This window comes from Micromonospora craterilacus (genome assembly GCF_003236315.1).
In the GTDB taxonomy this organism is placed as follows: Bacteria; Actinomycetota; Actinomycetes; order Mycobacteriales; family Micromonosporaceae; genus Micromonospora; species Micromonospora craterilacus.
The window spans coordinates 16,345-42,600 of the sequence record NZ_POTY01000024.1; the positions used below are offsets into that span (position 1 = coordinate 16,345).

General features: G+C 73.4%; 27 protein-coding genes and 1 pseudogene. 16 read left to right on the forward strand and 12 right to left on the reverse strand.

Annotated elements, in window-relative coordinates; all coding sequences use genetic code 11:
- The first annotated feature begins 19 nt into the window (after positions 1 to 19).
- From C1I95_RS06420 to C1I95_RS06450, 6 genes are all read left to right on the forward strand, one after another.
- On the forward strand, positions 20 to 628 hold the full coding sequence (locus C1I95_RS06420; RefSeq protein ID WP_111212839.1) for a winged helix-turn-helix domain-containing protein: 609 nt from the start codon (positions 20 to 22) through the stop codon (positions 626 to 628).
- Positions 629 to 722: 94 nt separating this feature from the next.
- Positions 723 to 1,364 (forward strand): nucleoside/nucleotide kinase family protein, encoded by a 642-nt coding sequence (locus C1I95_RS06425; RefSeq protein WP_111212840.1) that lies wholly within the window; start codon positions 723 to 725, stop codon positions 1,362 to 1,364.
- A gap of 121 nt (positions 1,365 to 1,485) precedes the next feature.
- A complete protein-coding gene (locus C1I95_RS06430; RefSeq protein WP_111212841.1) occupies positions 1,486 to 1,884 on the forward strand; it encodes a TraR/DksA family transcriptional regulator in 399 nt (132 codons plus the stop codon).
- Positions 1,885 to 1,929: 45 nt separating this feature from the next.
- A complete protein-coding gene (locus C1I95_RS06435) occupies positions 1,930 to 2,805 on the forward strand; it encodes a DUF72 domain-containing protein (protein ID WP_111212842.1) in 876 nt (291 codons plus the stop codon).
- 252 nt (positions 2,806 to 3,057) lie between these two features.
- The gene (locus C1I95_RS06440; protein WP_158566307.1) at positions 3,058 to 4,410 is read left to right on the forward strand and encodes a M14 family zinc carboxypeptidase; all 1,353 of its coding nucleotides are present in this window, start codon (positions 3,058 to 3,060) and stop codon (positions 4,408 to 4,410) included.
- 371 nt (positions 4,411 to 4,781) lie between these two features.
- Positions 4,782 to 5,210 (forward strand): DUF2267 domain-containing protein, encoded by a 429-nt coding sequence (locus C1I95_RS06450; RefSeq protein WP_111212845.1) that lies wholly within the window; start codon positions 4,782 to 4,784, stop codon positions 5,208 to 5,210.
- Positions 5,211 to 5,283: 73 nt separating this feature from the next.
- On the opposite strand, the gene C1I95_RS06455 is transcribed toward C1I95_RS06450, so the two are convergent.
- Positions 5,284 to 6,021, reverse strand: coding sequence for a PIG-L deacetylase family protein (locus C1I95_RS06455; protein WP_111212846.1), 738 nt, complete (start codon positions 6,019 to 6,021; stop codon positions 5,284 to 5,286).
- A 226-nt stretch (positions 6,022 to 6,247) separates the two neighbouring features.
- Here C1I95_RS06455 and C1I95_RS06460 point away from each other — a divergent pair, with 226 nt between their 5' ends.
- Together C1I95_RS06460 and C1I95_RS06465 are read left to right on the forward strand one after the other, a co-directional pair.
- Entirely contained in the window at positions 6,248 to 6,553 is a 306-nt protein-coding gene (locus C1I95_RS06460) for a hypothetical protein (protein WP_111212847.1), read from the forward strand.
- 9 nt (positions 6,554 to 6,562) lie between these two features.
- Complete coding sequence (locus C1I95_RS06465; protein WP_111212848.1) at positions 6,563 to 7,894, forward strand: cupin domain-containing protein; 1,332 nt, start codon at positions 6,563 to 6,565, stop codon at positions 7,892 to 7,894.
- A gap of 22 nt (positions 7,895 to 7,916) precedes the next feature.
- On the opposite strand, the gene C1I95_RS06470 is transcribed toward C1I95_RS06465, so the two are convergent.
- The 5 genes from C1I95_RS06470 to C1I95_RS06490 form a co-directional block, all read right to left on the reverse strand.
- Positions 7,917 to 8,579: a hypothetical protein gene (locus C1I95_RS06470; RefSeq protein ID WP_111212849.1), complete on the reverse strand. Its 663-nt coding sequence runs from the start codon at positions 8,577 to 8,579 to the stop codon at positions 7,917 to 7,919.
- Positions 8,576 to 11,245, reverse strand: a complete 2,670-nt coding sequence (locus tag C1I95_RS06475) for an FtsK/SpoIIIE domain-containing protein (protein WP_111212850.1) — start codon at positions 11,243 to 11,245, stop codon at positions 8,576 to 8,578. The genes C1I95_RS06470 and C1I95_RS06475 overlap by 4 nt, the downstream gene beginning before the upstream one ends.
- A complete protein-coding gene (locus C1I95_RS06480; RefSeq protein WP_111212851.1) occupies positions 11,238 to 12,311 on the reverse strand; it encodes a hypothetical protein in 1,074 nt (357 codons plus the stop codon). The genes C1I95_RS06475 and C1I95_RS06480 overlap by 8 nt, the downstream gene beginning before the upstream one ends.
- A gap of 8 nt (positions 12,312 to 12,319) precedes the next feature.
- On the reverse strand, positions 12,320 to 12,580 hold the full coding sequence (locus tag C1I95_RS06485; protein ID WP_092379879.1) for a hypothetical protein: 261 nt from the start codon (positions 12,578 to 12,580) through the stop codon (positions 12,320 to 12,322).
- A gap of 171 nt (positions 12,581 to 12,751) precedes the next feature.
- Complete coding sequence (locus C1I95_RS06490) at positions 12,752 to 13,129, reverse strand: hypothetical protein (RefSeq protein ID WP_111212852.1); 378 nt, start codon at positions 13,127 to 13,129, stop codon at positions 12,752 to 12,754.
- Between the two features lie 160 nt (positions 13,130 to 13,289).
- Here C1I95_RS06490 and C1I95_RS06495 point away from each other — a divergent pair, with 160 nt between their 5' ends.
- Genes C1I95_RS06495 through C1I95_RS06500 form a run of 3 tightly spaced genes read left to right on the forward strand, consistent with a single transcriptional unit; the run spans position 13,290 to position 16,377 of the window.
- On the forward strand, positions 13,290 to 15,845 hold the full coding sequence (locus tag C1I95_RS06495; protein WP_111212853.1) for an ATP-dependent Clp protease ATP-binding subunit: 2,556 nt from the start codon (positions 13,290 to 13,292) through the stop codon (positions 15,843 to 15,845).
- A gap of 14 nt (positions 15,846 to 15,859) precedes the next feature.
- Positions 15,860 to 16,027, forward strand: coding sequence for a hypothetical protein (locus tag C1I95_RS35150; RefSeq protein ID WP_158566309.1), 168 nt, complete (start codon positions 15,860 to 15,862; stop codon positions 16,025 to 16,027).
- On the forward strand, positions 16,027 to 16,377 hold the full coding sequence (locus tag C1I95_RS06500) for a DUF3140 domain-containing protein (protein WP_111212854.1): 351 nt from the start codon (positions 16,027 to 16,029) through the stop codon (positions 16,375 to 16,377). Before C1I95_RS35150 ends, C1I95_RS06500 begins: the two co-directional genes overlap by 1 nt.
- Before the next feature lie 109 nt (positions 16,378 to 16,486).
- Here C1I95_RS06500 and C1I95_RS06505 read toward each other — a convergent pair whose 3' ends face one another.
- From C1I95_RS06505 to C1I95_RS06515, 3 genes are all read right to left on the reverse strand, one after another.
- On the reverse strand, positions 16,487 to 16,723 hold the full coding sequence (locus C1I95_RS06505; protein WP_111212855.1) for a hypothetical protein: 237 nt from the start codon (positions 16,721 to 16,723) through the stop codon (positions 16,487 to 16,489).
- A 20-nt stretch (positions 16,724 to 16,743) separates the two neighbouring features.
- Positions 16,744 to 17,742 carry a LysR family transcriptional regulator gene (locus C1I95_RS06510; RefSeq protein ID WP_111212856.1) on the reverse strand — a complete coding sequence of 333 codons (999 nt, stop codon included), beginning with the start codon at positions 17,740 to 17,742 and terminating at the stop codon, positions 16,744 to 16,746.
- Positions 17,743 to 17,819: 77 nt separating this feature from the next.
- Positions 17,820 to 18,419 carry a hemerythrin domain-containing protein gene (locus C1I95_RS06515; protein WP_111212857.1) on the reverse strand — a complete coding sequence of 200 codons (600 nt, stop codon included), beginning with the start codon at positions 18,417 to 18,419 and terminating at the stop codon, positions 17,820 to 17,822.
- A gap of 106 nt (positions 18,420 to 18,525) precedes the next feature.
- Between C1I95_RS06515 and C1I95_RS06520 the strand changes: the two genes are divergently transcribed.
- A complete protein-coding gene (locus tag C1I95_RS06520; protein WP_111212858.1) occupies positions 18,526 to 19,854 on the forward strand; it encodes a M20/M25/M40 family metallo-hydrolase in 1,329 nt (442 codons plus the stop codon).
- 54 nt (positions 19,855 to 19,908) lie between these two features.
- Positions 19,909 to 20,562, forward strand: coding sequence for a hypothetical protein (locus C1I95_RS06525; protein ID WP_111212859.1), 654 nt, complete (start codon positions 19,909 to 19,911; stop codon positions 20,560 to 20,562).
- A gap of 82 nt (positions 20,563 to 20,644) precedes the next feature.
- Here C1I95_RS06525 and C1I95_RS36215 read toward each other — a convergent pair.
- Positions 20,645 to 20,785, reverse strand: a pseudogene (locus tag C1I95_RS36215) (DUF5703 family protein); the annotation flags it as partial.
- 34 nt (positions 20,786 to 20,819) lie between these two features.
- The gene (locus C1I95_RS06530) at positions 20,820 to 21,791 is read right to left on the reverse strand and encodes an aldo/keto reductase (RefSeq protein ID WP_111212860.1); all 972 of its coding nucleotides are present in this window, start codon (positions 21,789 to 21,791) and stop codon (positions 20,820 to 20,822) included.
- A gap of 228 nt (positions 21,792 to 22,019) precedes the next feature.
- Here C1I95_RS06530 and C1I95_RS06535 point away from each other — a divergent pair, with 228 nt between their 5' ends.
- Both C1I95_RS06535 and C1I95_RS06540 read left to right on the forward strand, forming a co-directional pair.
- Positions 22,020 to 23,072: an LLM class F420-dependent oxidoreductase gene (locus tag C1I95_RS06535; RefSeq protein WP_111212866.1), complete on the forward strand. Its 1,053-nt coding sequence runs from the start codon at positions 22,020 to 22,022 to the stop codon at positions 23,070 to 23,072.
- The gene (locus tag C1I95_RS06540; RefSeq protein ID WP_111212861.1) at positions 23,069 to 23,905 is read left to right on the forward strand and encodes an undecaprenyl-diphosphate phosphatase; all 837 of its coding nucleotides are present in this window, start codon (positions 23,069 to 23,071) and stop codon (positions 23,903 to 23,905) included. The genes C1I95_RS06535 and C1I95_RS06540 overlap by 4 nt, the downstream gene beginning before the upstream one ends.
- Before the next feature lie 128 nt (positions 23,906 to 24,033).
- Here the strand turns inward: C1I95_RS06540 and C1I95_RS06545 are convergent, their stop codons facing one another.
- Entirely contained in the window at positions 24,034 to 24,621 is a 588-nt protein-coding gene (locus C1I95_RS06545) for a hypothetical protein (protein ID WP_111212862.1), read from the reverse strand.
- A gap of 727 nt (positions 24,622 to 25,348) precedes the next feature.
- On the opposite strand from C1I95_RS06545, the gene C1I95_RS06550 reads away from it, so the two are divergent.
- Positions 25,349 to 26,062 carry an MSMEG_4193 family putative phosphomutase gene (locus tag C1I95_RS06550; protein WP_111212863.1) on the forward strand — a complete coding sequence of 238 codons (714 nt, stop codon included), beginning with the start codon at positions 25,349 to 25,351 and terminating at the stop codon, positions 26,060 to 26,062.
- Positions 26,063 to 26,256 lie beyond the last annotated feature (194 nt).

Below are 26,256 nucleotides of genomic sequence, written 5' to 3' on the forward strand. Positions count from 1 at the left end.
GGATCAGCCAAGGAGGACCATGTCGGTCAGCCCCGCTTCGTCGCGCGCAGGATGGCATGCGTCCCAACCCGCGGTTCCCGGTCGACCTCCCGGCGGTCAGCGGCGTCCCACCAGCACCGCCGCCCCGGTTCTCACGGTCACCCTCTCCATCCCGCTGGCGTGCGAGGAGTCGCTGACCCCGGCCGCGCGCCGGTTGCTGGAGGCGGCCCGGGAGATGCTGGAGCGGGGCGAGGGAACCATCTCCAGCGGCCCGGTGGTGCCCGAGCGTCGCACCGAGGTCGTGCCGGCCGGCCGGGCGCCGTCGCGGCAGCTCGCCCCGACCGTGCCCACCCTGCACATCCTGGCCTCCTCCCGGTCGGTGCTGCGCGACGGCGAGGCGCTGCCGCTGACCCGGCTGGAGTTCGACCTGCTGCTGCACCTGGTGGCGCACCCCCGGCGGGTGTTCACCCGGCTCCAGCTGCTCAACGCGGTCTGGGGCTACGAGCACGCGGGCGTGCGTACGGTGGACGTGCACGTGCGCCGGCTGCGCGGCAAGGTCGGGGTGGACGTACCCCTGGTCACCACCGTCTACGGCGTGGGCTACCGGCTGGCCGACGACGCCCGGGTCACCCTCGACCGCACCGGCTGACCCGTCCCGGGTCACCGCCCGCCGACAACTCCGGGCGCAGGCTCGCGGACCGGGTCGTCGCGACCGTCGCCCGGCCACCCGGCACGATGGTCGGATGCGCGTCCGTCCCATCTCACCGCAGCGACTGGTCGCCGATCTGGTCGAGCGGCTCGTCGGCGCCACGCCCGCCGGGCGGTTACGGGTCGCGCTGGACGGCGCCCCCGCCGCCGGCCCGGACGAGCTGGCCGCCGCCCTGGTCGACCCGCTACGCGCCGGTGGCCGTCCGGTGCTGCACGTACGGGCCGAGGACTTCCTGCGTCCCGCCTCGGTCCGCCTGGAACGGGGCCGGACCGACCCGGACGCGTACTACGAGGGCTGGGTCGACGAGGCCGGCCTACGTCGCGAGGTGCTGGACCCGGCGGGCCCGGCCGGCACCGGGCTGCTGCTGCCCTCGCTGTGGGACGCCCGGGTGGACCGGGCCAGCCGAGCCGCGTACGTCGAACTGCCACCCGGCGGGGTGGTCCTGGTCAGCGGCGCGTTCCTGCTCGGCGGCGGGCTGCCGTTCGACGTCACCGTGCACCTGGAGCTGTCCGCCGCCGCGCTGGGCCGGCGTACCGATCCCGAGTTGGCGTGGACGCTGCCGGCGTTCGCCCGGTACGCCGAGGAGGTCGCCCCGGCGAGCTTCGCGGACCTGGTGGTCCGGGCCGACGACCCCCGCCGTCCGGCGATCGTGGAATCCGCCGACGACCCGGTTTGATCCGCGGCAGGTGGGGGTATTCGCGGGGCTCACAGCGCCCGGATGGTCACCTCTGGGCGGTATGACCGGGTGGGGACGGCCCCGCCCGTGACGACGATGAAGCCCAGGAAAGGCGGCAGCCATGCTCGTCCACGACACGGTCGGCACGGGCCGATCCCAGGCGGAGATCGACCAGATCCGACTCTCCCTGCAGGCCCGGCACGACGAGCTGTCCGCGGAGTACGAGCAGGCCGTGCAGCAGAGCCAGGTGTTGCGGCTGGTCGAGGTCGGCGACACCGCGGGTGACGACCAGGCCGACAGCGGCACCAAGACCGCCGAGCGGGACACCGCGCAGTCCCTGCTGCGGACCATCCTCGACCGTCGCGCCCAGTACGAACACGCCCTGACCCGCCTTGAGGAGGGCACCTACGGCTTCTGCGAGGGCTGCTCCGCGCCCATCCCGGTGGAACGGCTGGAGATCTTCCCGTCGGCCACCACCTGCGTGGCCTGCAAACAGACCCGGGAGCGTCGGGCGGCCTGATCCGCTGCGGTTGCCGGTCGGTCCGGGACGAGGTGGACTTCCACCATGGGCGAGATCAGGGTCGGCACCGCGTCCTGGACCGACCGGACCCTGCTGGATTCCGGTTGGTACCCGCAGACGGCCGACACACCGGAGAAGCGGCTGGCCTACTACGCGCGGCAGTTCCCGCTGGTCGAGGTCGACGCCACCTACTACTCGCCGCCGGCCGAGCGCACCGCCCGGCTCTGGGCCGAGCGGACCCCGGCCGGCTTCACCTTCAACGTCAAGGCGTTCAGCCTGCTGACCGGCCACCCCACCAAGGTCAGCGCGATCTACAAGGATCTGCGGCCGGACACCGACAAGCGCAACCTCTACCCGGACGACCTGCCGGCGCAGGCGTACGAGGAAATCTGGACCCGCTTCCTCAGCGCGCTGGATCCGCTGGTCGAGGCGGGCAAGCTCGGCGCGCTGCTGTTCCAGTTCCCGCCCTGGTTCACCATCCGACGGGACAACAAGCAGTACCTGCTGGAGGTGACCCGGCGCTGCGCGCCGTTGCGGCCGGTCTTCGAGTTCCGGCACGCCTCCTGGTTCGACGGGGACAACGCCGAGGAGACCCTGGCCTTCCTGCGTGAGCACCGGCTGGCGTACGTCAGCGTGGACATGCCGCAGGGGCACCGCTCGTCGGTGCCGCCGGTGCTGGCCGCCACCTCGGACCTCGCCGTCGTCCGCTTCCACGGCCACAGCGACAAGTGGACCAGTCGGGACATTTATCAGAAGTTCGGCTATCACTACTCCGAGCGCGAACTCCGCGCCTGGGCCCCCAAGCTGCGCGAACTGGCCGAGGAAACCGAGCAGACGCACGTGCTGATGAACAACTGCTACCGCGACTATGCGCAGACCAACGCCCAGCAACTCCAGACGCTCCTCGCCGACGAGTCCTGACGGGCGTGCCTGACCTGGCACTGTGCGATGTCGCGGTGGTCGGCGTCCGGCGAATGTGTCCGGCCGATTGCGTCGGCGTTTCCGATCATGATCACGACCGTCAAACCGGGTGACAGATCGGCGTCGTTACCAAATGGAGATCAACGGCGTCTGTTCCGCTGGTCAGCAAGCATCTTGAATGTGAAGGAAGCATCAGTCCCTGGAGTGAATGAATCTTTGCAGACCCGAACCCCCGCCCAGAAGGGAAACCTCGTGGTCCACACTCAACCCTCCCGCCGGAGGCGTCGCCTGACGACGCTCGGCGCGGCACTCACCATCGGTCTGGCCAGCATCGTCGCACCGCCGACCGGGGCAGTCGCCGCCGCGGAGCCCTCCGCCCTGCCCAGCGGCAACACCGCGTACCGCACGCTGGCCGACTACGAGAACGACATGGCCACCCTCGCCGCGGATTACCCGACGCTGGTCAAGCCGCTCGAACTGCCGTACAAGACGACCTCGGGCCGGACCGTCCGGGGCATCGAGATCAGCAGGAACGTGCAGCTGAACGACGGCAAGCCGGTCTTCGTGAACGTCGCCATGCACCACGGCAACGAGTGGCCCAGCGGCGAGCTGACCATGGAGTTCGCCATCGACCTGGTCAAGAACGCCAAGGACCCGTACGTGGCGAACCTGCTCGACCGGGCCCGGCTCGTGGTCGTACCGGTGGTGAACGTGGACGGCTTCGTGCGTAACCGCCGCCAGACCGACACCAACACGGACATGAACCGCAACTACGGGATGGGCTGGCTGCCGATCTCGACCGGCGGCGTCGCCCCGTGGTCGGAGCCGGAGACCAAGAACATGGAGTGGCTGCTCTCCACCCGGCAGGCGACCGTCTTCAACACCCAGCACACCTGTATCCGGGTGGTGCTCTACCCGCCGCTGCAACTCGCCGCCGGACCGGCGCAGGACACCGAGCGCCTGCACCGGCTCGCCTCCGCCGTCGCCGCGCAGTACGGCCCGACGTACAACGCGCTGCCGTCGGCCGAGGACTACGAGACGACCGGTGAGGCCATCGACTGGGCGTACTACGCCACCCGTGGCCTGTCCATCACCACCGAGACCTGCCCCAACCCGGGCGTGGCCCGGAACTACCAGACGCAGGTCCTGGACACCTACGCCACGCACCGCAAGGCCATGTTCGAGGCGGTCGAGACCACCGCTGACCAGAGCGAGCACGCGATCATCGAGGGCAAGGCGCCCAAGGACGCGGTGCTGCGCATCACCAAGTCCTTCGACATGTACACCAGCCCGTACGCCCAGCCCGGCGGCGGTGTCCGGCCGACGTCGTTCACCACCACGCTCACCTCGGAGCTGGACATCGTCAACCCGAACGGCAAGTTCCAGTGGGCGGTCAACCCGTCGTACCGGCCCGTCCCGGCCTACCAGGCCGACGGCGTGCGCGGTAACCAGACCGGCTTCTACACCGAGCCGTGGATCCTCACCTGCGAGCGCCCCGACGGCACCGTGCTGCAGACCACCCCGGTCAACGTGGACCTGGGCAAGCGCGTCGAGGTCGACTTCAAGGAGTGCAAGCGGAAGTTCAACGGCAACGGCCCCAAGTAGCCGCAGACCGTCACTCGGGGTGCGGGGCGGCAGGCGCCATCTGCCGCCCCGCACCGCGTGAACGATTTCGCCGGTCTCATCCCGACGGGGTGAGGCCGGCTCACCCTTCTGGTGCAGAAAATGGGCGGAGTGCGGTCGGTCGGGGCGACCGTGCGTGCGACCGACACCACGGAGGTGGTTGGCGATGACGGCTCGGGTGGTGGCGCACCGGCGACACAACGCGATCGTGCACGTCGTCGGCGCGTCCGGACAGGCCAGACGGGTGCCACGCGCCGGGCGGGCCAGCCCGATCCGGCCACGGCGCGGCCCGGCGGGTCCGCCGCGACGTCACGACGACCGACGGTGGGAGACCGACCTACGGGGGTGGACAGATGGCTGAACAGTTCCAGTCGGCGGTCGAGTCCTCGGTGGACAAGACCAATTTGATCCTCAAGGACATCGAGCAGGCGTACGGGTGGCCGAAGGAGCAGCGGAACCAGTCGTACGCCGCGCTGCGCACCGTGCTGCACCTGCTGCGCGACCGGCTGCCGGTGCAGGAGAGCGTGGAGTTCTCCGCCCAGCTGCCGATGCTCGTGCGGGGCATCTACTTCGACGGGTGGCAGCCGCAGAACGTGCCGATCAAGCTCAACCGGGACGACTTCCTCCTGGAGGTCCGCCAGGGCTTCCCGTACGACGTGGAGGGCGGCCCGGAACGGGTGGTCCAGGTGGTGCTGGACACCCTGCGCCGGCACATCACCCAGGGCGAGTGGGACGAGGTGAAGGACACCATGCCGGCCGACCTCGCCCGGATGATGCCCTGACCCGGCAACTCTCTCGGCCCGTCCCACCTTCCGTGGGGCGGGCCGAAGCGTGCGGTGCCGGGCCCGCCCCGGCCTACCAGAGGTCGAAGTGGAACACCTCGAACGAGGTGCCGTAGCGCACGCCCAGCCGGGCCCCGACCGGGCGCGCGCCGCTCTCCAGGAACTCCTCGGCGTCGAAGCTGCCGTCACCCAACCCGGTGAGGTACGCCTCGTGCGCCAGCAGCGACGCCACACCCCGGGCGAACGTGTCGGTGGTGTCCACCCCGTGCGCCGAGCGGGGCGAGGAGGCCGCCCACACCTGGCGTACGCCGCCCCACGGCTCGACGCCACCGGTCAGCTGCTCCGGGAAGATCCACCGGTTGCCGGCGTCCCGGACCGCGTCCAGGGTGGCCCGGCCCACCGCGATGTGGTCGGCCTGGTTGAGGATGTCCGCCCCGTCCCAGGTCGCCCGGAAGTTGTTGGTGATCACGATCTCCGGCTGGTGCCGGCGTACCACCGCGGCCAGTTCCCGGCGCAGGGCCACGCCGTACTCCAACACCCCGTCGGGCAGGCCGAGGAACTCCACGGTGTCCACCCCGACCAGGGCCGCCGAGTCGCGCTGCTCCTGCTCGCGTACCTCCCGGGCCTGCGGGGGTGGCATCCCGTCGATGCCTGCCTCGCCGCTGGTGACCAGGCAGTAGACCACCTGTCTGCCCTGGTCGGTCCAGCGCGCGATGGCGGCGGCCGCACCGAACTCCAGGTCGTCCGGGTGCGCCACGATCGCCAGCGCACGGCGCCAGTCCTCGGTCACCGGCTGCAACGGCGTGGTCATCTACACCTCCGTCTGGTGGGGTCCGTCCATCCTGCCACCGCGACCCGGTTCGCGCCGGGGAGCCGCGGCGCGGTCGGAGTCGGGCGACGTGGCGAACGGGTCCTGTCGACCGGTTCGGGCGTCTACGGTGGGGTGCAGTGTGGTTAGAGAAGATCGGGCGCGGGGTACCACCCGCGGCACGACGCACCCGACCGACGGCGGGAGCGGGTCCATCCGAGGGAGCACGATGCCACTCAACGACGACGACATGCAGACCACCAGCGGCGGCGGGCTGGAGGGCCCGGCCGACGGCGGCGCGACCCCCGGCCAGCACGACGGTGGTGCGGACGGCAGCGCCGAGGGCCCGGCCGACGGCGGTGCCACTCCCGGCCAGCACGATGGCGGTGCCGACGGTAGCGCCGAGGGGCCCGCCGACGGGGGCGCGACGCCGGGCCAGCACGACGGTGGTGCGGACGGCAGTGCCGAGGGCCCGGCCGACGGCGGTGCCACCCCCGGCCAGCAGGACGGCGGGGCCGACGGCGGCGCCCGGTAACGGTCCGCCATGACGCATCTCGACCCGCCGGGCGGCCACGGCCGCTCGGCGGTCCCGGCTCCGCCCCCCACGGCGTCGGCCCACCGCGTCGGCGTGGCGCCACCGCCCGCCGGATCGAGCCGAACTTCCGCGGCGGCGCTGGCCCGCTGCGTCAGCGTGGAGCCGGCGAAGTTCGCCGCCGCCCACTGGGGACAGACGCCGCTGCTGTCCCGCGCCGCCGAGCTGCCCAACCCGGCCGGCTTCACCGATCTGCTCAGTCCCGCCGACGCCGACGAGCTGCTCAGCCGGCGCGGTCTGCGTACCCCGTTCCTGCGGGTGGCCAGGGACGGCCAGCTGCTGCCGGCGGCGCGCTACACCGGCGGCGGCGGTGCCGGCGCCGAGATCGGCGACCAGGTCCTCGACGAGAAGGTCCTGGAGTTGTACGCCGGCGGCGCCACCCTCGTCCTGCAGGGCCTGCACCGCAACTGGCCGGCGTTGATCGACTTCACCGGCGAGCTGAGCCGGGCCGTCGGCCAGCCGTTGCAGGTCAACGCCTACCTCACCCCGCCGGGCAGCCAGGGCTTCGCCACCCACTACGACACCCACGACGTGTTCGTGCTCCAGGTCGACGGTCGCAAGCACTGGCGGATCCACCCACCGGTGCTGCCCGACCCGCTGGAACGCCAACCGTGGGGCGGCCGGGCCGACGAGGTCGGCGCCACCGCGCAGGGCCCGGCGGCGCTGGACGTGGTGCTCGAACCGGGCGACGCGCTCTACCTGCCCCGAGGGTGGCTGCACAGCGCCCAGGCGCAGGAGTCCAGCTCGCTGCACCTGACCGTCGGCGTCCGCGCGCTCACCCGCTACGCGCTGGTCGAGGAGCTGCTCGGGTTGGCCGCCGAGGACCGACGACTACGGGCCACCCTGCCGTTCGGCACCGACCTGGCCGACCCGGACGCCATCGAGCCGGAGCTGACCGAGACCGTCGAGGCGCTGCGCGACTGGCTGCTGCGGGCCGACCCGGCCGCGGTCGCGGCCCGGCTGCGGCAGCGCGCCTGGCCGGCGTCCCGCCCGGCGCCGATCCGGCCGCTCGCCCAGGCCGCCGCGATCGCCGCACTGGACGCCGACAGCCGGGTCGGCGTCCGCCCCGGCCTGCGCTGGCAGCTGGCCGCGCAGGGGGATCGGGTCGCGCTGCGCCTCTTCGACCGCACGATCACCCTGCCCGCCGAGTGCGAGCCCGCGGTACGCGCCCTGCTCACCGGCGCGGTCACCCGGGTCGGTGAGCTGCCCGGCCTCGACGACGACGCCGACCGCCTCACCCTGACCCGCCGCCTCCTGCGCGAAGCCGTGCTCACCCCCGCCTGATCCCCGCCCGGGCTCTGCCGGATCAGGTGGCGATCAGGAGGAGGACGGTGGCGGCCAGGCCGGCGGCCACCACGACGAGGACCGGGCGGGGGCTGAGCAGCGCGTGCCGGCGGTCGGCGAGCACCCGGGCCGGGATCAGGCCCAGCACCGGGCCGAGCAGCGTCACCACCAGGGCCAGCACCGGCAGGCCGACGGCCAGCTCGCCGTCGGCGCGCAGGGCCAACGCCCGGGCACCGGCGCCCAGCGCGTACGCCACCACCGCCCCGGCCACCCCGCACAACGCCAGCAGCGGGTTGACGCCGCTCGGCAACTCGCCCCGCTGCCGGGTGCGGTACAGCAGGTCCCGCACCCCGTCCAGCAGCGGACCCGGGTCACCGGTGGCCTCCGGCGTGGGCGCCGGCGGCGTACCGGCCCGCCGCCCGCCACCGCCCAGCTGGGCGTTCAGCTCCTGCCACAGCACCGCGACCTCGGCGTCCACCCGCTCCTGCGCCTCCCGCGCCGCGACCACCTCCCGCTCGGCCCGGTTGACCTCGCCGGCGGACTCGGTCACCGCCAGGTCGGCCGCCGCGCACTGCTGCTCATACCAGGCCCGAGCCTCCGCACGCTGCTCGTGCACCCGCGCGGTCAGCTCGGCGAGCCGCCGGAGCTGGGCCGCGTACGTCTCGCTGGTCACCGGTTCGTTCATCGGGACGGACCGTACGGGATGATGGTCTGCCCGGTGCGGTGCACCGCCCGGTCGAAGAACAGCCCCCGCCACGGCCGGGGATACCAGTCCGGCCCGCCAGTGCCGGGGTACAGCGACGAGCCCAGCTCCCCGCCGTGGGTGTCCAGCGCCACCCAGGCGCCGATCTGATCGGTGCGGGCACCCGCGCCACCCAGGTCGGCGCGCATCCGGGCCACCCCGCGCCACCACGCCAGCACGTGCGTCCGCCGCTCCGGGCCGTCGTGCAGGATCCGGCGCAGGTGCGCCAGCCCGGTGGCGGGCCCGGCCTTCGTGGCGAGCGCGCCGGCCGCCGCGTCGACGGCGAACAGCAGCAGGTAGTGCGGGCCGCCGGTGGCCCCCGGCGCGCCGAGTCCGTCGGCCGTCTCGGCCACCAACTCGGCCACCGTCTCCTCGTCGTACCAGGCGGCGTCGTCGGCGAGGTCCTCGTACAGCGCCCGGGCCGCCGGGTCGGCGTCCGGGTCCAGGCAGGCGATGGAGAACCGGGCGCTGCCGGGGCGGTGCTGCCGGGCCAGCGACCGGGCCGCCGCGTCCAGCACCGCGCACGCCTCGTCGACCCGGGTGCCCAGCACGGCCAGGTTCCGCCCGGGCGCCCGGGGCAGCCGCAGCACCGCCGAGCGGGCCTGCACGTCGATGATCTCGCCGAGCAGCGCGACCGGGCCGCGCGGCGTGCCGACCTCCGGCGCCTGGAGGGCCCGGAAGTCCGGCGCGTCGGCCAGCCGGGGGATCGCGTCACCGTCGAAGAGCCGGGCCGGCGCCGCCTCGGCCGGCCGCATCCGCCACAGCCGGTGTTGCAGGTCGCTCCAGGTCTCCCAGTCGCCGGCCGACGGGATCCGGGCCACCTCGTTGCCCTCGGGCAGGCCCGACTCCGCGTTGACCACGGCGTGGAATTTCGGCAGCGACTGGGCGGCGTCGTTGCGCTCGGCGAGGATCCGCAGCGCCTTGGGCAGCGCGATCCGCAGGGTGAACTGGGCGACCAGTGCCGGCCGGCCCCACAGCGCCTCGATGCCGCGGACGTCCTGGGAGGCCAGCACCAGGTGGATGCCCTGCGACCGGCCCCGCCGTGCCAGGTCCTCCAGCAGGTCGGCCGCCTCCCGGGCCACCGCGTCCCGGCCGGCCAGCAGCATCTGGAACTCGTCGACCACCGCGACGATCCGCGGCCAGTGCCCGGTCGGGTCCACCGCGCGCAGCTCGGCCAGCTTGGTGACCTCGTGTTTCTTCGCCGCGTCGGCCCGCCGGCGCAGCTCCTCGGCGAGGAACCGCAGCAGCGCCAGGCCGAACTCGCGGTCGGTGTTGACGTTGATGCCGACCAGCCGCATGTGCGGCAGCCAGCTCGGGTCCCGCCGGCCCTGGGCGAACCGGGCGAAGGACACCCCCTCCTTGAAGTCGAGCAGGTAGAACTCCAGCTCGGCGGGGGAGTAGCGGGCCGCGAGGGCACCGATCCAGGCGAAGATCAGGTTGGTCTTGCCGGTGCCGGACGGTCCGCCGATCAGCGCGTGAGGCGGATAGTCGCCGAGGGTCAGCAGCACCGGCCGGCCCTGCGGCCCCTCGCCGATCGGCGCGGTCAGCCCGGTCGCCGAGTCCTCCCGCCACATCTGCTCCGGCGGCGGCAGCAGGTCGGTGAACGGGGTGGGTGCCGGGCCGGCACTGACCACCGAGGCGATCTGCCGGCAGGTCTCGGTGACCAGGGCGGCCGGTGGCGGCGGGTCGAGGTGCACCGGCAGGGTGCCGACCCGGGCACCGTCGGCGGTGACCACGATCCGGGTGACCGTCGGATCGTCGGGCAGCGGCACACCCCGCACGATCAGGTGTACCCCGCAGGCGGCGCCGGCCCGGACCACCCGGTCGAGTTGGCCGCGCTCGTGCCGGGACAGCTCGTCCCCGCCGAGCAGCACCGCCAGCCGCCACGGCTCCGGCCGGCGGCCGGTCGCGGCGGCCAGCTCGCGCAGCGAGGCGTGCTCGCCGGCGAGGACGGTCTCGTTGATCCGGCGGATCTGCTCCACCAGGTCGTCCAGCAGCCGGCCCAGGCCACCCGGCCCGACGAAGGTGAGCAGCCCGGCCGTACCCAGTGGAGCGAACCCGGCCAACGCGCCGCCCAACCGGTCCGGGTCGTAGCCGACCAGCCGTACGCTGCCCGGTGCGGCCCGGCCGAGGCCACGCAGCAGCAGCGCCGACACCACCGCCGCGCAGCCCTCCGGGTCCCCGTCGAGCGCCACGTGCCCGCCGTCGAGCAGTGACACCAGCGCCGGCACCGGTTCGGCGTCGGGCAGCCGGATCGTGCCGACCCGCGTCGCGCCCGGCGGTTCGGCCCGGTCGGCCGGGGTGGGACGCCACACCGGCCACTCCGCCGACCCCGCGCCAGGCGCCTCCCGGGTGGCGGCCTCCGCCGCCCGGCGGGCCAGCGTCGCCAGCCGCGACGCGTGCCGGGCGTCGATCTCGGCGAGCCGCCGGTCGCGTTCGGCACCCACCCGCTCCGGTACGCCGGCGGCGGCGCGCCGTACCCGGACCGACCGATCCCGGGCGGTGGCCAACGTCGCCTGGGCGGTGGCCGACCGGGTGCGGGACGCGCCGAGCGCCTCGGCGAGCAGCTCCCGGACCCGAGCGACCAGCTGACTACGCCGGTCAGCCATCGATCCCGTGCCCCGGCCGGCGGGCAGACCCGTTGGTCGAGGTGGGGCGCGTCGGCGGCCCGGCCCAGGGCGCGTCCCGCCGAGGTCCAGGCGGGGCCGTCGAGTGCGCCGCCCCGGGCTGGCCGCCCGGTCCGGTGCGCCGGCCGCCACCGGCCTTGTCGCCCGCCGGCCCGCCGGCCGCGCCACCGTTGGCGGAGCCGCCGCCGGCGGGCCGGCCCGGCTCGGCCGGCAGGTCGCGGCCCAGGCGGTCGAGCAGGACGCCGGTGAGCACCCCGGCGGTGACCGCCGGGTCGGCGGCGTGCGGCTGCTCGCCCTCGCCCCGTCGCGGCGGAGGCATCCGGCAGACCCGGGTGAGCAGCGTGTCCAGCACCGGGGCGGGCAGCCCGGGCAGCAGGTCCCGGACCCGGCCGTCCAGCTCACGGCGCAGCCGGGCCAAGTCGTCGCCGCGCGGCGGGTGGCCGAGCAGCTCGCCGGCGAGGTCGCGCAGCAGCGGCGGGGCCACCGCGGCCAGGCCCAACCCGACGTCGGCGTGTGCGCCGCGCAGGTCCCGGTGCAGCCGGTCCCGGTCGCCGGCGCGGACTCCGCGTACCACCCGGCGCAGCAGCTCCTGGGAGTCGGCGATCCGCTCGTCGGGCTCCTCGGGCGGGCCCTCCCGCCCGCCGGTCAGCTCCGCTACCCGCACCGACCACCAGCGGCGTAACCGCACCTCACCGGCGGGCTCGGGTGCGGCGGCCTCCGGCTCGGCCGTCCGGGGCGCGTCGTGGGCCGGCCGGCGCTCCGGTTCGGCGGCGGGCGGCGGCGCGCCGCCGTCGGGGGCCAGCCCGATCGCGGCCAGGTACGCGGTCAGCTGCTCCTGGGCCACCTGCAGCGCGTACCCGGCGGTCTCGGCGTGTTCGGTGGCCGCGGACAGTTCCGGCACGCCCATCGGATTGGCCGACTCCTGACGTACCCAGCGCAGCCGCTCGGCGGCCAGCCCGAACCGCTCCAGCGCCTGCGTCAGCAGGCCCAGCGGCAGCTCCTCGGCGGCGGCACGGACCTCCGCGCCGACCTCCTCGACGATGGACACGCCCGGCCCTACAGCGTCGAGACGTACTGCTGGGCCTGCTCGACCGCGACGAGCGTCGCGGCGAGGCACTCCTCCAACTCCTGACTGGCCTGGGTCAGCGACGCCTGCGCCGCCTCCACTGTGGTGTGGCCGCTGCCCTCCAGCGCGCCGGCGAGGGTCTGCTGTGCCTCGGCCAGTTTCTCGCCGGCGGCCTGCACGGCGCTCTGGCCGTCACCGATCTGCTGGAGCGCGACATCGATGGCTGCCTTGAGCTCGGCGACGCTCGCCACGCGGAACCTCCTGGGGGCGGGGAGGACTCCATTAGAGCCTATGCCGGTCGGGGATAGAACAAGCGCCCTGTCAGTGTTCCTGCCTTCCTGACCGGTTGTCGACCGCGGGCGCCGCGAGTCCGATTCGTGGGACCTGTGGGTGGCCGGTCACCGACCGCGATCATGGGCGGGTCAGCCGCGTAGCCAGCGAGGACCGTGCACCTCGGCGCCGAGCGCGGTGACCCGGTCCCGTAGCCCGCGGTCGGCGGTGACGACCAGGCGCCGGCGGTCCCCGGCGGCGGCGACCAGGTCGACCACCGTGTCGTCGCCGGAACCGGCGGCGGAGACCACCCGTACCCCGTCGACCCCGGGCACCCTGCGGGCGGCGCCCTCGACCACCAGCACCACCTCGACCGGCGGGGGCAGGTCCGGCGGCACCCCCTGCCCGCCCAGTGGCGCGAGAGCGTCCCGCAGCCGGGCGGTGGCGCCGGCCCGGTCGCGCCACCAGCCGTCCGGGCGGGACCCGACCACGTTGGCGGCGTCCACGATGAGCAGCGGTGTCGGATCCATCCGTCCAGCCTGCCATCCGACCGGTCGGCCCGCCCGGCCCGCCGACGCCGCGCACGCCCCGTGGCGGCCCCCGACCCGCCGTGCCGACCGGTGGCGTTTGTCCGGCCTAGGGCCGGGTAGCCCGTGCCGACCGTCTCGCGCCCGACCGCGGAGGACAGAGATGATTGGACCTGGCGACTTCGGTTCGGACCCGTGGGACGAGTTCCTGGCCCGGTACTTCGGCCGAGGCGAGGGCGGGCGCCGGCCGGCGCACCGGGTCGACATCACCCGGCTGATGACCGCCGACGCCCGGGAGATGCTGGCCGACGCCGCGCGCCGGGCCGCCCAGAAGAAGAGCAACGACCTGGACACCGACCACCTGCTGTGGGCGGCGTTGCAGCGTGAGCCGCTGCGTGACCTGGTACGCCGAGCGGGCGCGGATCCGGACACCCTGGTCAACGCGTTGGGCGGCCGAGGCGACGGCGCCCCGCACGGCGAGGTCCCGGCGAATCTGTCGCTCACCCCGGCGGCCAAGCGGGCGCTGCTCGACGCCCACCAACTGTCCCGGGCGATGGGCGCGAACTACATCGGCCCCGAGCACATCCTGATGGCGCTGCCGCTGAACCCCGAGTCGCCGGCCGGCCGGATGCTCGCCGCCGGCCGGATCCAGCCGGAGTCGTTGCAGGCCGCCAACGCCGAACGCGGACCGGGCACCACCCCCCGGCCGGACCGGGGCACGCCGACGCTCGACCAGTACGGCCAGGACCTCACCGAGCTGGCCCGCAACGACCAGATCGACCCGGTCATCGGGCGTGCCGACGAGATCGAGCAGGCGGTGGAGATCCTGTCCCGGCGGACCAAGAACAACCCGGTGCTGATCGGCGAGGCCGGCGTCGGCAAGACCGCGATCGTGGAGGGCCTGGCCGAGCGGATCTGCGACGGCGACGTGCCGCAGACGCTGCTCGGCAAGCGGGTGGTCCAGCTCGACCTGGCCGGGCTGGTCGCCGGCACCCGCTACCGGGGCGACTTCGAGGAACGGCTGAAGAAGGTGATCGACGAGATCCGGGCGCACCGCGATGAGCTGATCATCTTCCTGGACGAGATCCACACCCTGGTCGGCGCGGGTGGCGCGGGCAGCGAGGGCGGCATGGACGCGTCCAACATGCTCAAGCCGGCGCTGGCCCGTGGTGAACTGCGGGTGATCGGCGCGACCACCCTCGACGAGTACCGCCGCAGCATCGAGAAGGACGCCGCGCTGGCCCGGCGGTTCCAGCCGGTGTTCGTACCCGAGCCCACCGTCGAGGACACTGTGGCCATCCTGCGTGGCCTGCGGGACCGCTACGAGGCCCACCACCAGGTGCGTTTCACCGACGAGGCGCTGGTCGCCGCCGCCGAGTTGTCCGACCGGTACGTCACCGACCGCTACCTGCCGGACAAGGCGATCGACCTGATCGACCAGGCCGGCGCCCGGGTGCGGCTGCGGACCCGGACCCCCGCCGCCGACGTGCGGGACCTGGAACAGCAGCTCGACGAGGTACGCCGGGACAAGGAGCAGGCGGTCGCCGACGAGCAGTACGAACGCGCCTCCACACTGCGCGACCGGGTCTCCGACCTGGAGGATCAGGTCCGCCGGGCGCGCGGCGACGACGGCAGCGGCACCCAGGTGCCCGAGGTGGGGCCGGACGAGATCGCCGAGGTGGTCTCCCGGGCCACCGGCATCCCGGCCAGCCAGCTCACCGAGGAGGAGCGGGACCGGCTGCTGCGGCTGGAGGGCCAGCTGCACGAGAAGGTCGTCGGGCAGGACGACGCGGTCCAGGCGGTGGCCGAGGCGGTGCGCCGCTCCCGCACCGGGCTGGCCGACCCGAACCGCCCGATGGGCAGTTTCCTGTTCCTCGGCCCCACCGGCGTGGGCAAGACCGAGCTGGCCCGGGCCCTGGCCGAGGCGCTGTTCGGCGAGGCGGACCGGATGGTCCGGGTGGACATGAGCGAGTTCCAGGAGCGGCATACGGTCAGCCGCCTGGTCGGCGCGCCACCGGGCTACGTCGGGTACGAGGAGGCCGGCCAGCTCACCGAGGCGGTGCGCCGCCGCCCGTACGCGGTGGTGCTGCTCGACGAGATCGAAAAGGCCCATCCCGACGTGTTCAACATCCTGTTGCAGGTGCTCGACGACGGGCGGCTCACCGACAGCCAGGGCCGTACGGTCAACTTCAAGAACACCGTCCTGATCATGACCAGCAACCTCGGCTCGGAGCTGATCACCGGCACCCAGCGCGCGGTCGGCTTCGGCGCCGGCGCGCCCGGCAGCGAACAGGAGAGCGACGAACTGCGGGAACGGCTGATGCGCCGGCTACAGGAGAACTTCCGGCCGGAGTTCCTGAACCGCATCGACGAAGTGATCATCTTCCGCCGGCTGGAGGCCGAGCAGCTGCGGCAGATCACCGAGCTGCTGCTGGAGGAGACCCGCCGCCGGCTGCACGCCCAGGACATCGAGGTGGACTTCACCACCGCCGGGACCGACTGGCTCGCCGAGCACGGCTACCAGCCGGAGTTCGGCGCCCGGCCGCTGCGCCGGGTGATCCAGCGGGAGGTGGACAACCACCTGTCCCGGATGCTGCTGGAGCAGCAGCTTTCCCCGGGCCAGCGGGTCACCGTCGACGCCCAGGACGGGCAGCTCACCTTCGACGTGACGGCCGGCGCGCGGGGCCACGCGGCGGCCACGACCTCGCATCCCCGCTGACCGGAAGGGTACCGATGACCGAACCGGAGGAGACCCGGGACGACGACGAACGCACCGACCCGATCGTCGCCCCGCCGACGGCGAACCCCGCCCGGGTGCAGGTGCCGGCGGAGGGCCTGGGCGGGGCGACCGACGAGGGGCACCCGGAGCACTCCGGGTCGCCGCCCGGAGAGGAGGGCTGATGGTACGAGAGCAGCGGCTCGAACCCGAGGTGGAAGTGCTGTGGGACGACTTCCATGCCGAGGTCAACGTGCCGTCCGAGCAACTACGGCAGTCGCTGCTGACCCGGGGCTCCGGCGAGGAGGCGTTCGGCCCGAACCCGGACCTGGACCTGCCGGAGCCGGGCCGGCAGATCCTCGCCGTACTGCGTAAACGCAAGGTCGACCTGACACCCGAGGACATCGAGGTGATGCGCGACGCCGTCGACCGGATCCGGTCGCTGACGGCGGAGAAGCCGAGCCGGGGCAACGCCGACGACGAGTGGCGGCACTCCCTGCTCGACCTCGGGCACGACGTACTCGTCGAACGGTGACCGTCAGGCACCCGCGGCGCCGGTGGCGGCCCGCGGGTGCCCCGGACCGCTGCTGTGCCCCGACCGCTGCGGCGTCCCGGCCCCGGGAGGGCCGGGACGCCGCGCCGCGCTACTCCGTTTCCAGGCTGGCGATGGTCAGTCCAGCGGCGTCCGCGGCGGCCTGCCGGTCGGCGCGGGTCTGCTCCTCGCGGGTGATCAGGTTGGCGTACTCGGTCAGGTCGGCCGGGTCGGGCACCTCCGGCAATCGGCGCAGAAAGGTCTCCACGTCCCGAGCGGCGACGGTGTGCCGGGCGGCCGCCTCGCGCAGGACCTCACGGTCGTCGGCGGCGGGATAGAGGTCGGTCATGCCCCGCCCATTACCCGCCGTCAAGCGGTTCGCACCCCCCGGCCGGCCCACGCGGCCGCCGGCCGCCGCACCCCGAACGCCGGGTTGCGCAGCAGCCAGGCCAGGTACGCCGGGTGCGGGGCGAGGGCATCGGTGTACGCCGCCAGCGCCGTCTCCAGCACCAGGTCGGCCATCCGGGCGGCGGGGGACTCCGGGTGCCAGCCCAGCATCAGCCGCCACCGCAGCGGCGCGCCCACCAGCCGGCGGGTCACCAGGCCGGCCACCGGCCGGAAGGTGGCCTGGCACAACGCCACCGCCTCGCCGGCGTCGACCAGGTCGATGCAGCCGCGCACGTCGGCCTCGTACACCTTGCGCGGGGTGAAGCCGGCCCGCGCGCAGGCGGCGGCGAAACAGTCACCGAAGCAGCCGTCGCCCGGCGCGGCCACCCACTGCTCGTGCCGTAGGTCGGCCAGCGCCACCTCGTCCCGGCCGGACAGCGGGTGGATCTCGGGCAGCAGCACCATCACCGGGTCGACCGCGACCTCCCGCCAGCTCAGCCCGTAGTCCGCCGACGGGGTGGAGTCGCCGCACACGCCGGTCAGCGCGTAGTCCAGCCGACCACCGGCGACCAGCTGGGCCAGCTCGTCGACCGACCAGGAGGCGTACGTGGTGAGCTGGGCCTGCGGCTGCTCGGCGGCGAGCCGGTGCACCAGCCGGCCCAGGATCGGACTGTTCACCCCGCCGAACCGGTACCGGCGGGGGGCGTCGCCCGCGCCGGCCAGCCGGGCCGCCTCGTCCTGCAGGCCCTTCATCGCCGGCAGGAGCACCCGGGCCCGGGCGAGCACCAGCTCGCCGAGGGCGGTCGGCCGGGCACCGCGACGGTCCCGTTCGAACAGTGGCCCGCCCAGGGTCCGTTCGATGCGCTGGAGCTGGGCGGTCAGCGCCGGCTGGGCCAGGCCGAGCGTCGAGGCCGCCTTGGTCACGCTCCCCGTCTCCGCGATGGCGCAGACTACCCGCAGGTGGCGCAACTCCAGATTCATAGCGTGACGGTAGGGCCACCGGGCGGCCGGCGGAAGGGCCCGGACGGATCAACGACCATGAACGTGTGGCAGGTCGCTCAGCGCTGCGGCGGCTCGGTCACCTCACCCAGCTGCGTGTGCCGGCCGGTGAGCGCGTCGCGGACCTTGTCCACCAGGGCCACCGCCGGCTCGACGATCCGGTTCCACGGCGGGGTGTGCGGCAGGCTCGGGTGCGGTCGGGTCGGCGCGGCCTCCTCGGCGATCTCCAGCCGGTTCCCGAGCCGGATCAGCTCCTCCTCGGTGGCGGCGGCACACAGCCGCGTCACCAGGGCGTCGACCGCCACCACGTGCGCCTCGACCAGGCGGGCCACCACGGCGAGCCGGTCGTCGGTCAGCCCACGCAGCGCCATCAGCAGGGCGGCGTCACCCGCCAGCACCTCACCGACCGGCCCGTCGGCGTCGGTCAGGGCCTGACGGACGGCGGGCAGCAGGTACTGCTCCTCGGCCGACAGGTGCCGGGACAACGCGGCGATGAGGATCTCCCGGCCGTGCGCGGGATCCGGGCCCGGCTCGACCAGCCGCCGGGTCAGGTCCAGCAACTGCTGGTGTTCCTCGGCGATGGTGGCGGCGATGCTGCGCCCGGCGGGCTGGTAGCCGTCGCCGGGGGTGGGCGGCAGCGGCGGCAGGTGGACGGACACGGTCCCTCCTCGGCTGGCGGGCGGAGCGACGATGATATGGCAACCGGACGCGCGCGCAGTACCCGCACTCGTCCGCGCCGAAACCGCAGGCTGGTATGAAGGGGCGATGACGAGCGACGCCCTCTCCGCCTTCCCCGCGCCGACCGACGAGGTCGTCGACCTCTGCCGGGACCTGCTGCGGATCGACACCACCAACACGGGCGACAACGCCACCAGCGCGGGGGAACGGCGCGCCGCCGAGTACGTCGCGGAGAAGCTGGCCGAGGTCGGCGTCGAACCGGTGCTGCACGAGTCCGCCCCCGGCCGGGCCAACGTGATCGCCCGGATCCCCGGCACCGACCCGAGCCGAGGCGCCCTGCTCGTGCACGGTCACCTGGACGTCGTACCGGCCGACCCGGACGAGTGGTCGGTGGACCCGTTCTCCGGTGAGCTGCGCGACGGCTACCTGTGGGGCCGGGGCGCCATCGACATGAAGGACTTCGACGCGATGGTCCTCGCGGTGGTGCGGCACTGGCAGCGCACCGGCGTCCGGCCGCCGCGGGACATCGTGCTCGCGTACACCGCCGACGAGGAGGCGGGCAGCGAGTACGGCGCGCACTTCCTCGCCACCCGGCACCGCGACCTGTTCGACGGCTGCACCGAGGGCATCGGCGAGGTCGGCGGTTTCTCGTACACGGTCGACGAGTCGCAGCGGCTCTACCTGATCGAGACCGCGCAGAAGGGCATCGACTGGTTGCGGCTGCACGCCAAGGGCCGGCCCGGGCACGGCTCGATGGTGCACGGCGACAACGCGGTCACCGCGCTGGCCGAGGCGGTGGCCCGGATCGGCGCGCACCGCTTCCCGGTGGTGGTCACCGACACCGTACGCGCCTTCCTCGAGGAGGTCGGCGAGGTGCTCGGCATCGAGGTGGACCCGGACGACCCGGAGATCGCCATCGCCAAGCTCGGTCCGATCGCCAACATCATCGGCGCCACCATCCGGAACACCGCCAACCCCACCCGGCTCGACGCCGGCTACAAGGACAACGTCATCCCCGGCCGGGCCAGCGCCACCATCGACTGCCGCAGCCTGCCCGGCCAGTCCGAGCTGCTGGAGCGGCAGCTGCGCGAGCTGGTCGGCCCGGACATCGACATCGAGTACATCCAGCGCCAGCCGGCGTTGGAGACCACCTTCGACGGTGATCTGGTCGAGGCGATGTCCGCCGCGCTGCGGGCCGAGGACCCGGGGGCGCGGCCGGTGCCGTACATGCTCTCCGGCGGCACCGACGCCAAGGCGTTCTCGCAGTTGGGCATCCGCTGCTTCGGGTTCGCGCCGCTGCGGCTGCCGGCCGACCTGAACTTCTCGGCGCTGTTCCATGGCATCGACGAGCGGGTTCCGGTGGACGGACTACAGTTCGGCGTGCGGGTTCTCGACCGGTTCCTGCGTACCTGCTAGTCCGCGTCCGGACGGACGCGGCACCTCGGATTCCTCGGAGAAAAGGACGCCTTCATGACCGACCAGAACGGTGAGCTGGACGCCGCCCTCGAGCGCGTGATCGAAGCGGCCCGCCACCACCTGGCCGCCGTCCGCGCCGCGCAGGGCCGGATCGACGACGACGACGTCTGGCAGGCGTACGTGGCGTTGAACAACGCGTCGTTCGCCTACGACGAGCAACTCATGGACGCCTTCGGCGAGGTCACGCCGTGGGACGTCGAGTCGATCGACCCGGACGAGGCCGACCAGCGCTTCGGCGGTGCCGAGGGGGTCGAGCCGACCGACCCGCACCCCCAGGTGATCTCGGTGCGCCAGCGGCGCGACTACCGGGTGCCCAGCGTCTCCGCCCTGATCCGCATCGCGGAGGCGGCCCGCCGGGAGGGCATCCCGGCCGACGAGGAAGTGCCGCCGGTGGAGGGCGTCGGCGAGGCGGTGCTGGAGCTGCTGCAGAGCGGCGACGGCTCGCTCGGCGCGCTCGACGTGCCGGAGCTGGAACCGCTCGACGGCGTGGTGATGGTCAGCGAGGTCGGCACTCCGGTCGACCTGGAGTCCTTCGACGACGACGACCCGGTGGGCCCGTTCCAGCCGGCGGCCGACGACCGGCTGGTCGGCCGGCTCGACGAGCACCCGTTCCTGGATCTCGACGGCGAGCACGACCACGTGCACTGACCGCCGGCGCCCCGCAGGGGGCGCGGCGGTCACCGCCCCCGGGCCCGGCCGGCAACGGCCGGGCCCGGGGCTCGTACCAGGCTCAGTACGACAGGCCCGGCTGCGGCGCGTTCACCCGACGGCGGCGCAGCATCACCTGGCGCGTACCGTCGCGGAACAGCCGTACCCGGGCCAGCTCCCAACCGGAGAACTCCGCCTGGATCGCCAGCTGCGCCGCGGCGGTTCCCCCCGAACGTCGCCCCGTTGACCGCCGCCGATCAGCCGTCGCGCTCCGGGTAGCCGACCTCCAGCGCCGAGACGTCGTCCAGCGCCGTGGTGATCTCGTCGGGCAGGGTCATCCGCTCCACCTGGAGCGCGCCGAGCAGCTGCCCGGCGGTGCGCGCGCCGAGGATCGGCGCGGTCACCCCGGGCCGGTCCCGGATCCAGGCCAGCGCCACCTCCAGCGGGGAGACGCCGAGCCCGCCCGCGGCGGTGGCCACCGCCTCCACGATGCTGGAGCAGCGCGGCTCCAGATAGGTGGCGACGAAACGCTCGAAATGGGGCGACACCGCCCGGGAGTCCGCCGGCCGCCCGTGCCGGTACTTGCCGGTGAGCACCCCCCGACCCAGCGGCGACCAGGGCAGCACGCCCAACCCGAGCGCCTCGCACGCCGGCAGCACCTCGCGCTCCACGCCCCGCTCCAGCAGCGAGTACTCCACCTGCGCGGCCACCACCGGCGCCCGGCCCGGCCAGGCCGCCTGCCAGGCCGCCGCCCGGGCCGTCTGCCAGCCGGAGAAGTTCGACACGCCGACGTAGCGCACCCGGCCGCTGGCCACCGCGTGGTCCAGCGCGGCCAGGGTCTCCTCCAGCGGCGTCTGCGGGTCGTAGCCGTGCACCTGGAACAGGTCGACGTAGTCGGTGCCCAGCCGCTGCAACGAGGCGTCCAGGGTACGCAGCAGGTGCCCCCGGGAGCCGTCCCGGCGGCGGTTGCCGCCCGGTCGCAGCCCGGCCTTGGTGGCGATCAGCAGCTCGTCGCGGGGCACCAGGGAGCCCAGCAGCGAGCCGATCACCGACTCGGCGTCGCCGTCGCCGTACACGTCGGCGGTGTCGACCAGGTTGCCGCCGGCATCGAGATAACTCTTCAGTTGCGCGGCCGCGTCGTCGGCGTCGGTGTCCCGGCCCCAGGTCATGGTGCCGAGCGCGAGCCGGGAAACCGCCAGCCCGCTTCGGCCGAGCGGTCGCTGCTGCATGGGTGAACCTTATTTCGAACCAGGGCCGGACCGATATCCTCGCTCCCGTCGAGTCTGCCCGCCAGTTCGTGTTTCCGCTCGTCCGGGTCGCCGGCAACGGCCCGTACCGTCGGCCGTCCGGCTCGCTGTGGGCCGGTGCGGTCCGGCGGGCGATTCGGGGTGAGCCGGTGATCGTCCCTGCCGCCGCCATTGCGTAACCTGATGCGACTGCGGATGGGGGAGGACTCTGTGCGACTCGGGCTAAGCCTCGGATACCAGACAGCGTGGAGCACACCGGCCGATCATCTGGCCCTGGCCCAGGAGGCGGACCGGCTCGGCTACTCGGTGGTGTGGGCGGCGGAGGCGTACGGCTCCGACTCGCCGAGCATGCTCGCCTGGATGGCCGGGCAGACCGAGCGGATCGACATCGGCAGCGCGGTGATGCAGATCCCCGGCCGTACGCCCGCGATGACCGCGATGACCGCGGCCACCCTCGACGCGCTGTCCGGCGGCCGGTTCCGCCTCGGTCTGGGGGTCTCCGGCCCGCAGGTCTCCGAAGGGTGGCACGGCGTACGGTTCGGCAAGCCCCTCGCGCGCACCCGGGAGTACGTTGACATCGTGAAACTGGCGGTGGCCCGCAAGGAGGTCGCGTACGACGGCGAGTTCTACACGCTGCCGCTGCCCGACGGCCCCGGCAAGGCGCTGCGGTTGGGTTTCCACCCGCCGCGCGAGCACATCCCGATCTACCTCGCCGCGGTGGGCCCGAAGAACCTGGAGCTGGCCGGCGAGATCGCCGACGGCTGGCTGGCCGTCTTCTACGCCCCCGAGTTCGCCGAGGAGCAGCTCGCGGCGGTGCGCGCCGGCCGGGCCAAGGCCGGCAAGGAACTGGCCGGCTTCGACGTGGTGCCGTCCGTGCCCGTCGTGGTCGGCGACGACATCGAGTCCTGCGCGGCGCTGGTCCGCTGGTACGCGGCCCTGTACGTCGGCGGCATGGGCAGCCGGCAGCAGAACTTCTACAACCAACTGGCCACCCGGATGGGGTACGGCGACGCCGCCCGCGAGGTGCAGGACCTCTACCTGGCCAAGCGGCAGCGGGACGCGGCCGCCGCGGTGCCGCTGGAGTTCATCGACCGGACCTCGTTGCTCGGGCCGAAGGAACGCATCGCCGAGCGGATGCGCCAGTTCGCCGAGGCGGGGGTGACCACCCTCTCGGTGACCCTGTTCGCCGCCGACCGCGACACCGGGGTACGGACCCTGCGGACCGTCGCCGAGGCGCTCGACCTCTCGGGAGTCGGGGAGTGACCTGGGTCGAAGCCATCGTCCTGGGCATCGTCCAGGGCCTGACCGAGTTCCTGCCGGTCAGCTCGTCGGGGCACCTGCGGATCACCTCGGCGATCTTCTTCGAGCGGGACGCCGGGGCGTCGTTCACCGCGGTCACCCAGTTGGGCACCGAGGCGGCCGTGCTGCTCTACTTCGCCAAGGACATCTGGCGAATCGGCCGAACCTGGGTCGTCGGCATCTGGGACAAGTCCGTCCGTTCCAGCCTCGACTACCGGATGGGCTGGTACGTGATCATCGGCTCGATCCCGATCGGGTTCTTCGGCTACCTGTTCAAGGACCAGATCCGGGAGACCGCCCGCAACCTGTGGGTGGTGGCCACCACCCTGATCGTGTTCGCCTTCATCCTCGCGTTCGCCGAGTACTGGGGCCGACAGACCCGGACCCTGAAGAACTTCCGAATGAAGGACGGCGTGGTGATGGGTTTCGCCCAGGCGCTGGCGCTGATCCCCGGTGTGTCGCGGTCCGGGGCCACCCTCACCTTCGGCCTGTTCCTGAACCTGACCCGGGAGACGGCGGCCCGTTACTCGTTCCTGCTGGCCATCCCCGCCGTGGTGATGTCCGGCATCTTCAGCCTGGGCGACGTATTCGAGCCGGCGGCACCGGGCACCTCGGTTCCGACCGTCGCGCAGATGGTCGTCGCCACGCTGATCGCGTTCGGGGTGGGCTACGCGGCCATCGCCTGGCTGCTGCGCTACGTCGCGCACCACACCCTCTACGTCTTCGTCCTCTACCGGGTCGCCGTCGGCACCCTGGTCCTCGCCCTCCTGCTAACCGGCACCATCACCGCCACCTGAGGTGCAAGGACGGGCACCTTCTTAACGCCTGGCGTAGAGGAAGGGCCCCGTATTAACAACCAACCGGTCGAGACAGCGACTGGCCGGCACCCCGTCGGGGTGCCGGCCAGTCGAATAGTGAACGTGTGTCAGCTGGTCCAGTGCTGGGCGACCAGGTCAGCGGCCTGCTGCTCCCACTGGGCGTAGTGATCCGGGTACGCCGACACCTGAACCTTCTGCGCGGCGGCGGTCAGCGGCATGTCCTTCCACCCGTCGACCTGCTTCAGGCCCTTCAGGAACGCGGTGGTGGAGTACTCGGGGTCGGTGATCTGCTCGACCGTGCCCCACCCACTGGACGGGCGCTGCTGGAACAGGCCCTGCGAGTCGTGGTCGTTGCGGTCACCGAGGTGACCCAGGTTCTCCAGCTTCGACTCCTGCAGAGCCGTCGCGATGGACACCACCGCGGCACGCTCGTCCATGCCGGTCTTCTTGGTCGCGGCGATGATCGCCTTGACGTTGGCGGTCTGCTCACCGTTGAGGTCGATGCGGGACTGGGCGCCCTGCACACCGTTCGGGATCAGCTTGCTGGTGTCCGGCTTGTCGGCCTGCACCGCCGCGACCGGCTTACCAGCGGTCACCGCAGCAGCGTCCGCATGCGCGATCGGACCGGCGAACACACCACCAGCGAAGGCCAGACCAGCGATACCGAGAACGCTCTTACGCAGCATCGAGTTCATGATCAAAACTCCATTCGGGGGTAGACACGCGCACCACAAAGGGGGGAAACGGCACACGCGGTCAGCGCCCACAGGGCGCGAAGACCAAAAGGGGAAGAAGAGTTCCGCGTTTCAGGCGGGGGGTCGAGCCATCAGGCGACCCACCCCGCCGGCGGAACCATGTTCAACGACCGACCGGCCACCAACATTCCCGGGGCCGGGGGTCCGGCGCGGAGCGCGACTGCCTCGCGGCGCCGGGACCATCTCCAACGACCGGCCGGGCCGGATCATTCCGGCGAACCGCCGGCCACGCTCACACCCACAAGGGCGGGCGGCCCTGCTCGATCAGTCAGGGATTACAACGCCACCCGCCCGCCCGGGATTCCGCCCCCGGGCCGGCCAACGATCCCGACATAGCGGACAGGCGCCCCAGGTCGGTCGCTGTCTCTTGATGCAGGGCTGTTGCCCGCCCGGTCTGGGTACGTTTCGTGTCGCCCGAGCAGCAAGAAACGTACCCACCACCTCAGCCCGGCGAGCAACGACCTTCGGTCCGGGCGAGCGGCCCGCCTCCGGTCCCGGGTCGGCAGCCACAGCCTGGGCGGTCCCGGACAGCAAACCCCGCGTGGGATGAACCGGACGCGGCGACGACTATGTCCGTGACCGGCCGAACCGGGACTCGCGGCGAGGCGTGTCGTGGTGGCGGGACCTGATGGCGGGACGGCCGAGATGGGCGGTACGAGGGCCTAGGGTGGTCCGCGTGGCGACACTTCTGCTCCTGCGGCACGGACGTACCACCGCCAACGCCGACGGCGGCCTGGCCGGGCGGCAACCGGTCGAGCTGGACGAGACCGGCCGGAGCCAGGCCACCGCCGTGGGTGAGCGGCTGCGGGCCGTGCCGCTGGCGGCCGTCGTGACCAGCTCGCTGATCCGCTGCCGGCAGACCCTCGAACTGGCCCTGCCGCAGGCGTCGCCGGTGGTCGAGGAAGGGCTGATCGAGTGTGGGTACGGCAGCTGGGAGGGGCAGCCACTGAAGAAGCTGGCCAAGGAGCCGCTCTGGTCGGTGGTACAGCAGCATCCCAGCGCGGTGGTCTTCCCCGAGGGCGAGGCGATGGCGCAGATGGCGGCCCGCGCGGTCGCGGCGGTACGCGCCTGGGACGCCCGGGTCACCGCCGAGCACGGGCCCGAGGCGGTCTGGCTGGCATGCAGCCACGGCGACGTGATCAAGGCGATCGTCGCGGACGCGCTCGGCGTACATCTGGATCTCTTCCAGCGGATCGTGGTGGACCCGGCGTCGGTTACCGCGATCCGCTACACCCCGTTGCGTCCCTTCCTGGTCCGGCTCAACGACATCGGGGGCGACCTGGGCGGGCTGGTCTCGCCGCCGCGCAAGCGGCGCCGGCGGGCCAGCCGGCCGACCGACTCGGACGCCGCGGTCGGCGGCGGCACGGGAGCGTCCCGGTGAGGCACCCCGACCCGCCCGGCGGACGGGCCGCCACCCAGGCGGGCGGAGGGGCCGCGATCCCGGCTTGCGGAGGGGCCGCCACCCCGGCGGGCGGACGGGCTGCCATCCCGGCTTGCGGACGGGCTGCCACCCCGGCGGGCGGAAGGGCCGCCATCCCGGCGGGCGGAGGGGCCGCGATCCCGGCGGGCGGAAGG

What these genes read in the sequence shown, in the direction of transcription:
- C1I95_RS06505 (WP_111212855.1), bottom strand. Translation starts at nt 16,723, where the DNA reads ATGACCGACCTCTATCCCGCCGCCGACGACCGTGAGGTCCTGCGCGAG.
- C1I95_RS06435 (WP_111212842.1), top strand. Translation starts at nt 1,930, where the DNA reads ATGGGCGAGATCAGGGTCGGCACCGCGTCCTGGACCGACCGGACCCTG.
- C1I95_RS06430 (WP_111212841.1), top strand. Translation starts at nt 1,486, where the DNA reads ATGCTCGTCCACGACACGGTCGGCACGGGCCGATCCCAGGCGGAGATC.
- C1I95_RS06545 (WP_111212862.1), bottom strand. Translation starts at nt 24,621, where the DNA reads ATGAACTCGATGCTGCGTAAGAGCGTTCTCGGTATCGCTGGTCTGGCC.
- C1I95_RS06530 (WP_111212860.1), bottom strand. Translation starts at nt 21,791, where the DNA reads ATGCAGCAGCGACCGCTCGGCCGAAGCGGGCTGGCGGTTTCCCGGCTC.
- C1I95_RS06465 (WP_111212848.1), top strand. Translation starts at nt 6,563, where the DNA reads ATGACGCATCTCGACCCGCCGGGCGGCCACGGCCGCTCGGCGGTCCCG.
- C1I95_RS06500 (WP_111212854.1), top strand. Translation starts at nt 16,027, where the DNA reads ATGGTACGAGAGCAGCGGCTCGAACCCGAGGTGGAAGTGCTGTGGGAC.
- C1I95_RS06420 (WP_111212839.1), top strand. Translation starts at nt 20, where the DNA reads ATGTCGGTCAGCCCCGCTTCGTCGCGCGCAGGATGGCATGCGTCCCAA.
- C1I95_RS35150 (WP_158566309.1), top strand. Translation starts at nt 15,860, where the DNA reads ATGACCGAACCGGAGGAGACCCGGGACGACGACGAACGCACCGACCCG.
- C1I95_RS06475 (WP_111212850.1), bottom strand. Translation starts at nt 11,245, where the DNA reads ATGGCTGACCGGCGTAGTCAGCTGGTCGCTCGGGTCCGGGAGCTGCTC.
- C1I95_RS06490 (WP_111212852.1), bottom strand. Translation starts at nt 13,129, where the DNA reads ATGGATCCGACACCGCTGCTCATCGTGGACGCCGCCAACGTGGTCGGG.
- C1I95_RS06455 (WP_111212846.1), bottom strand. Translation starts at nt 6,021, where the DNA reads ATGACCACGCCGTTGCAGCCGGTGACCGAGGACTGGCGCCGTGCGCTG.
- C1I95_RS06450 (WP_111212845.1), top strand. Translation starts at nt 4,782, where the DNA reads ATGGCTGAACAGTTCCAGTCGGCGGTCGAGTCCTCGGTGGACAAGACC.
- C1I95_RS06425 (WP_111212840.1), top strand. Translation starts at nt 723, where the DNA reads ATGCGCGTCCGTCCCATCTCACCGCAGCGACTGGTCGCCGATCTGGTC.
- C1I95_RS06470 (WP_111212849.1), bottom strand. Translation starts at nt 8,579, where the DNA reads ATGAACGAACCGGTGACCAGCGAGACGTACGCGGCCCAGCTCCGGCGG.
- C1I95_RS06460 (WP_111212847.1), top strand. Translation starts at nt 6,248, where the DNA reads ATGCCACTCAACGACGACGACATGCAGACCACCAGCGGCGGCGGGCTG.
- C1I95_RS06525 (WP_111212859.1), top strand. Translation starts at nt 19,909, where the DNA reads ATGACCGACCAGAACGGTGAGCTGGACGCCGCCCTCGAGCGCGTGATC.
- C1I95_RS06520 (WP_111212858.1), top strand. Translation starts at nt 18,526, where the DNA reads ATGACGAGCGACGCCCTCTCCGCCTTCCCCGCGCCGACCGACGAGGTC.
- C1I95_RS06495 (WP_111212853.1), top strand. Translation starts at nt 13,290, where the DNA reads ATGATTGGACCTGGCGACTTCGGTTCGGACCCGTGGGACGAGTTCCTG.
- C1I95_RS06510 (WP_111212856.1), bottom strand. Translation starts at nt 17,742, where the DNA reads ATGAATCTGGAGTTGCGCCACCTGCGGGTAGTCTGCGCCATCGCGGAG.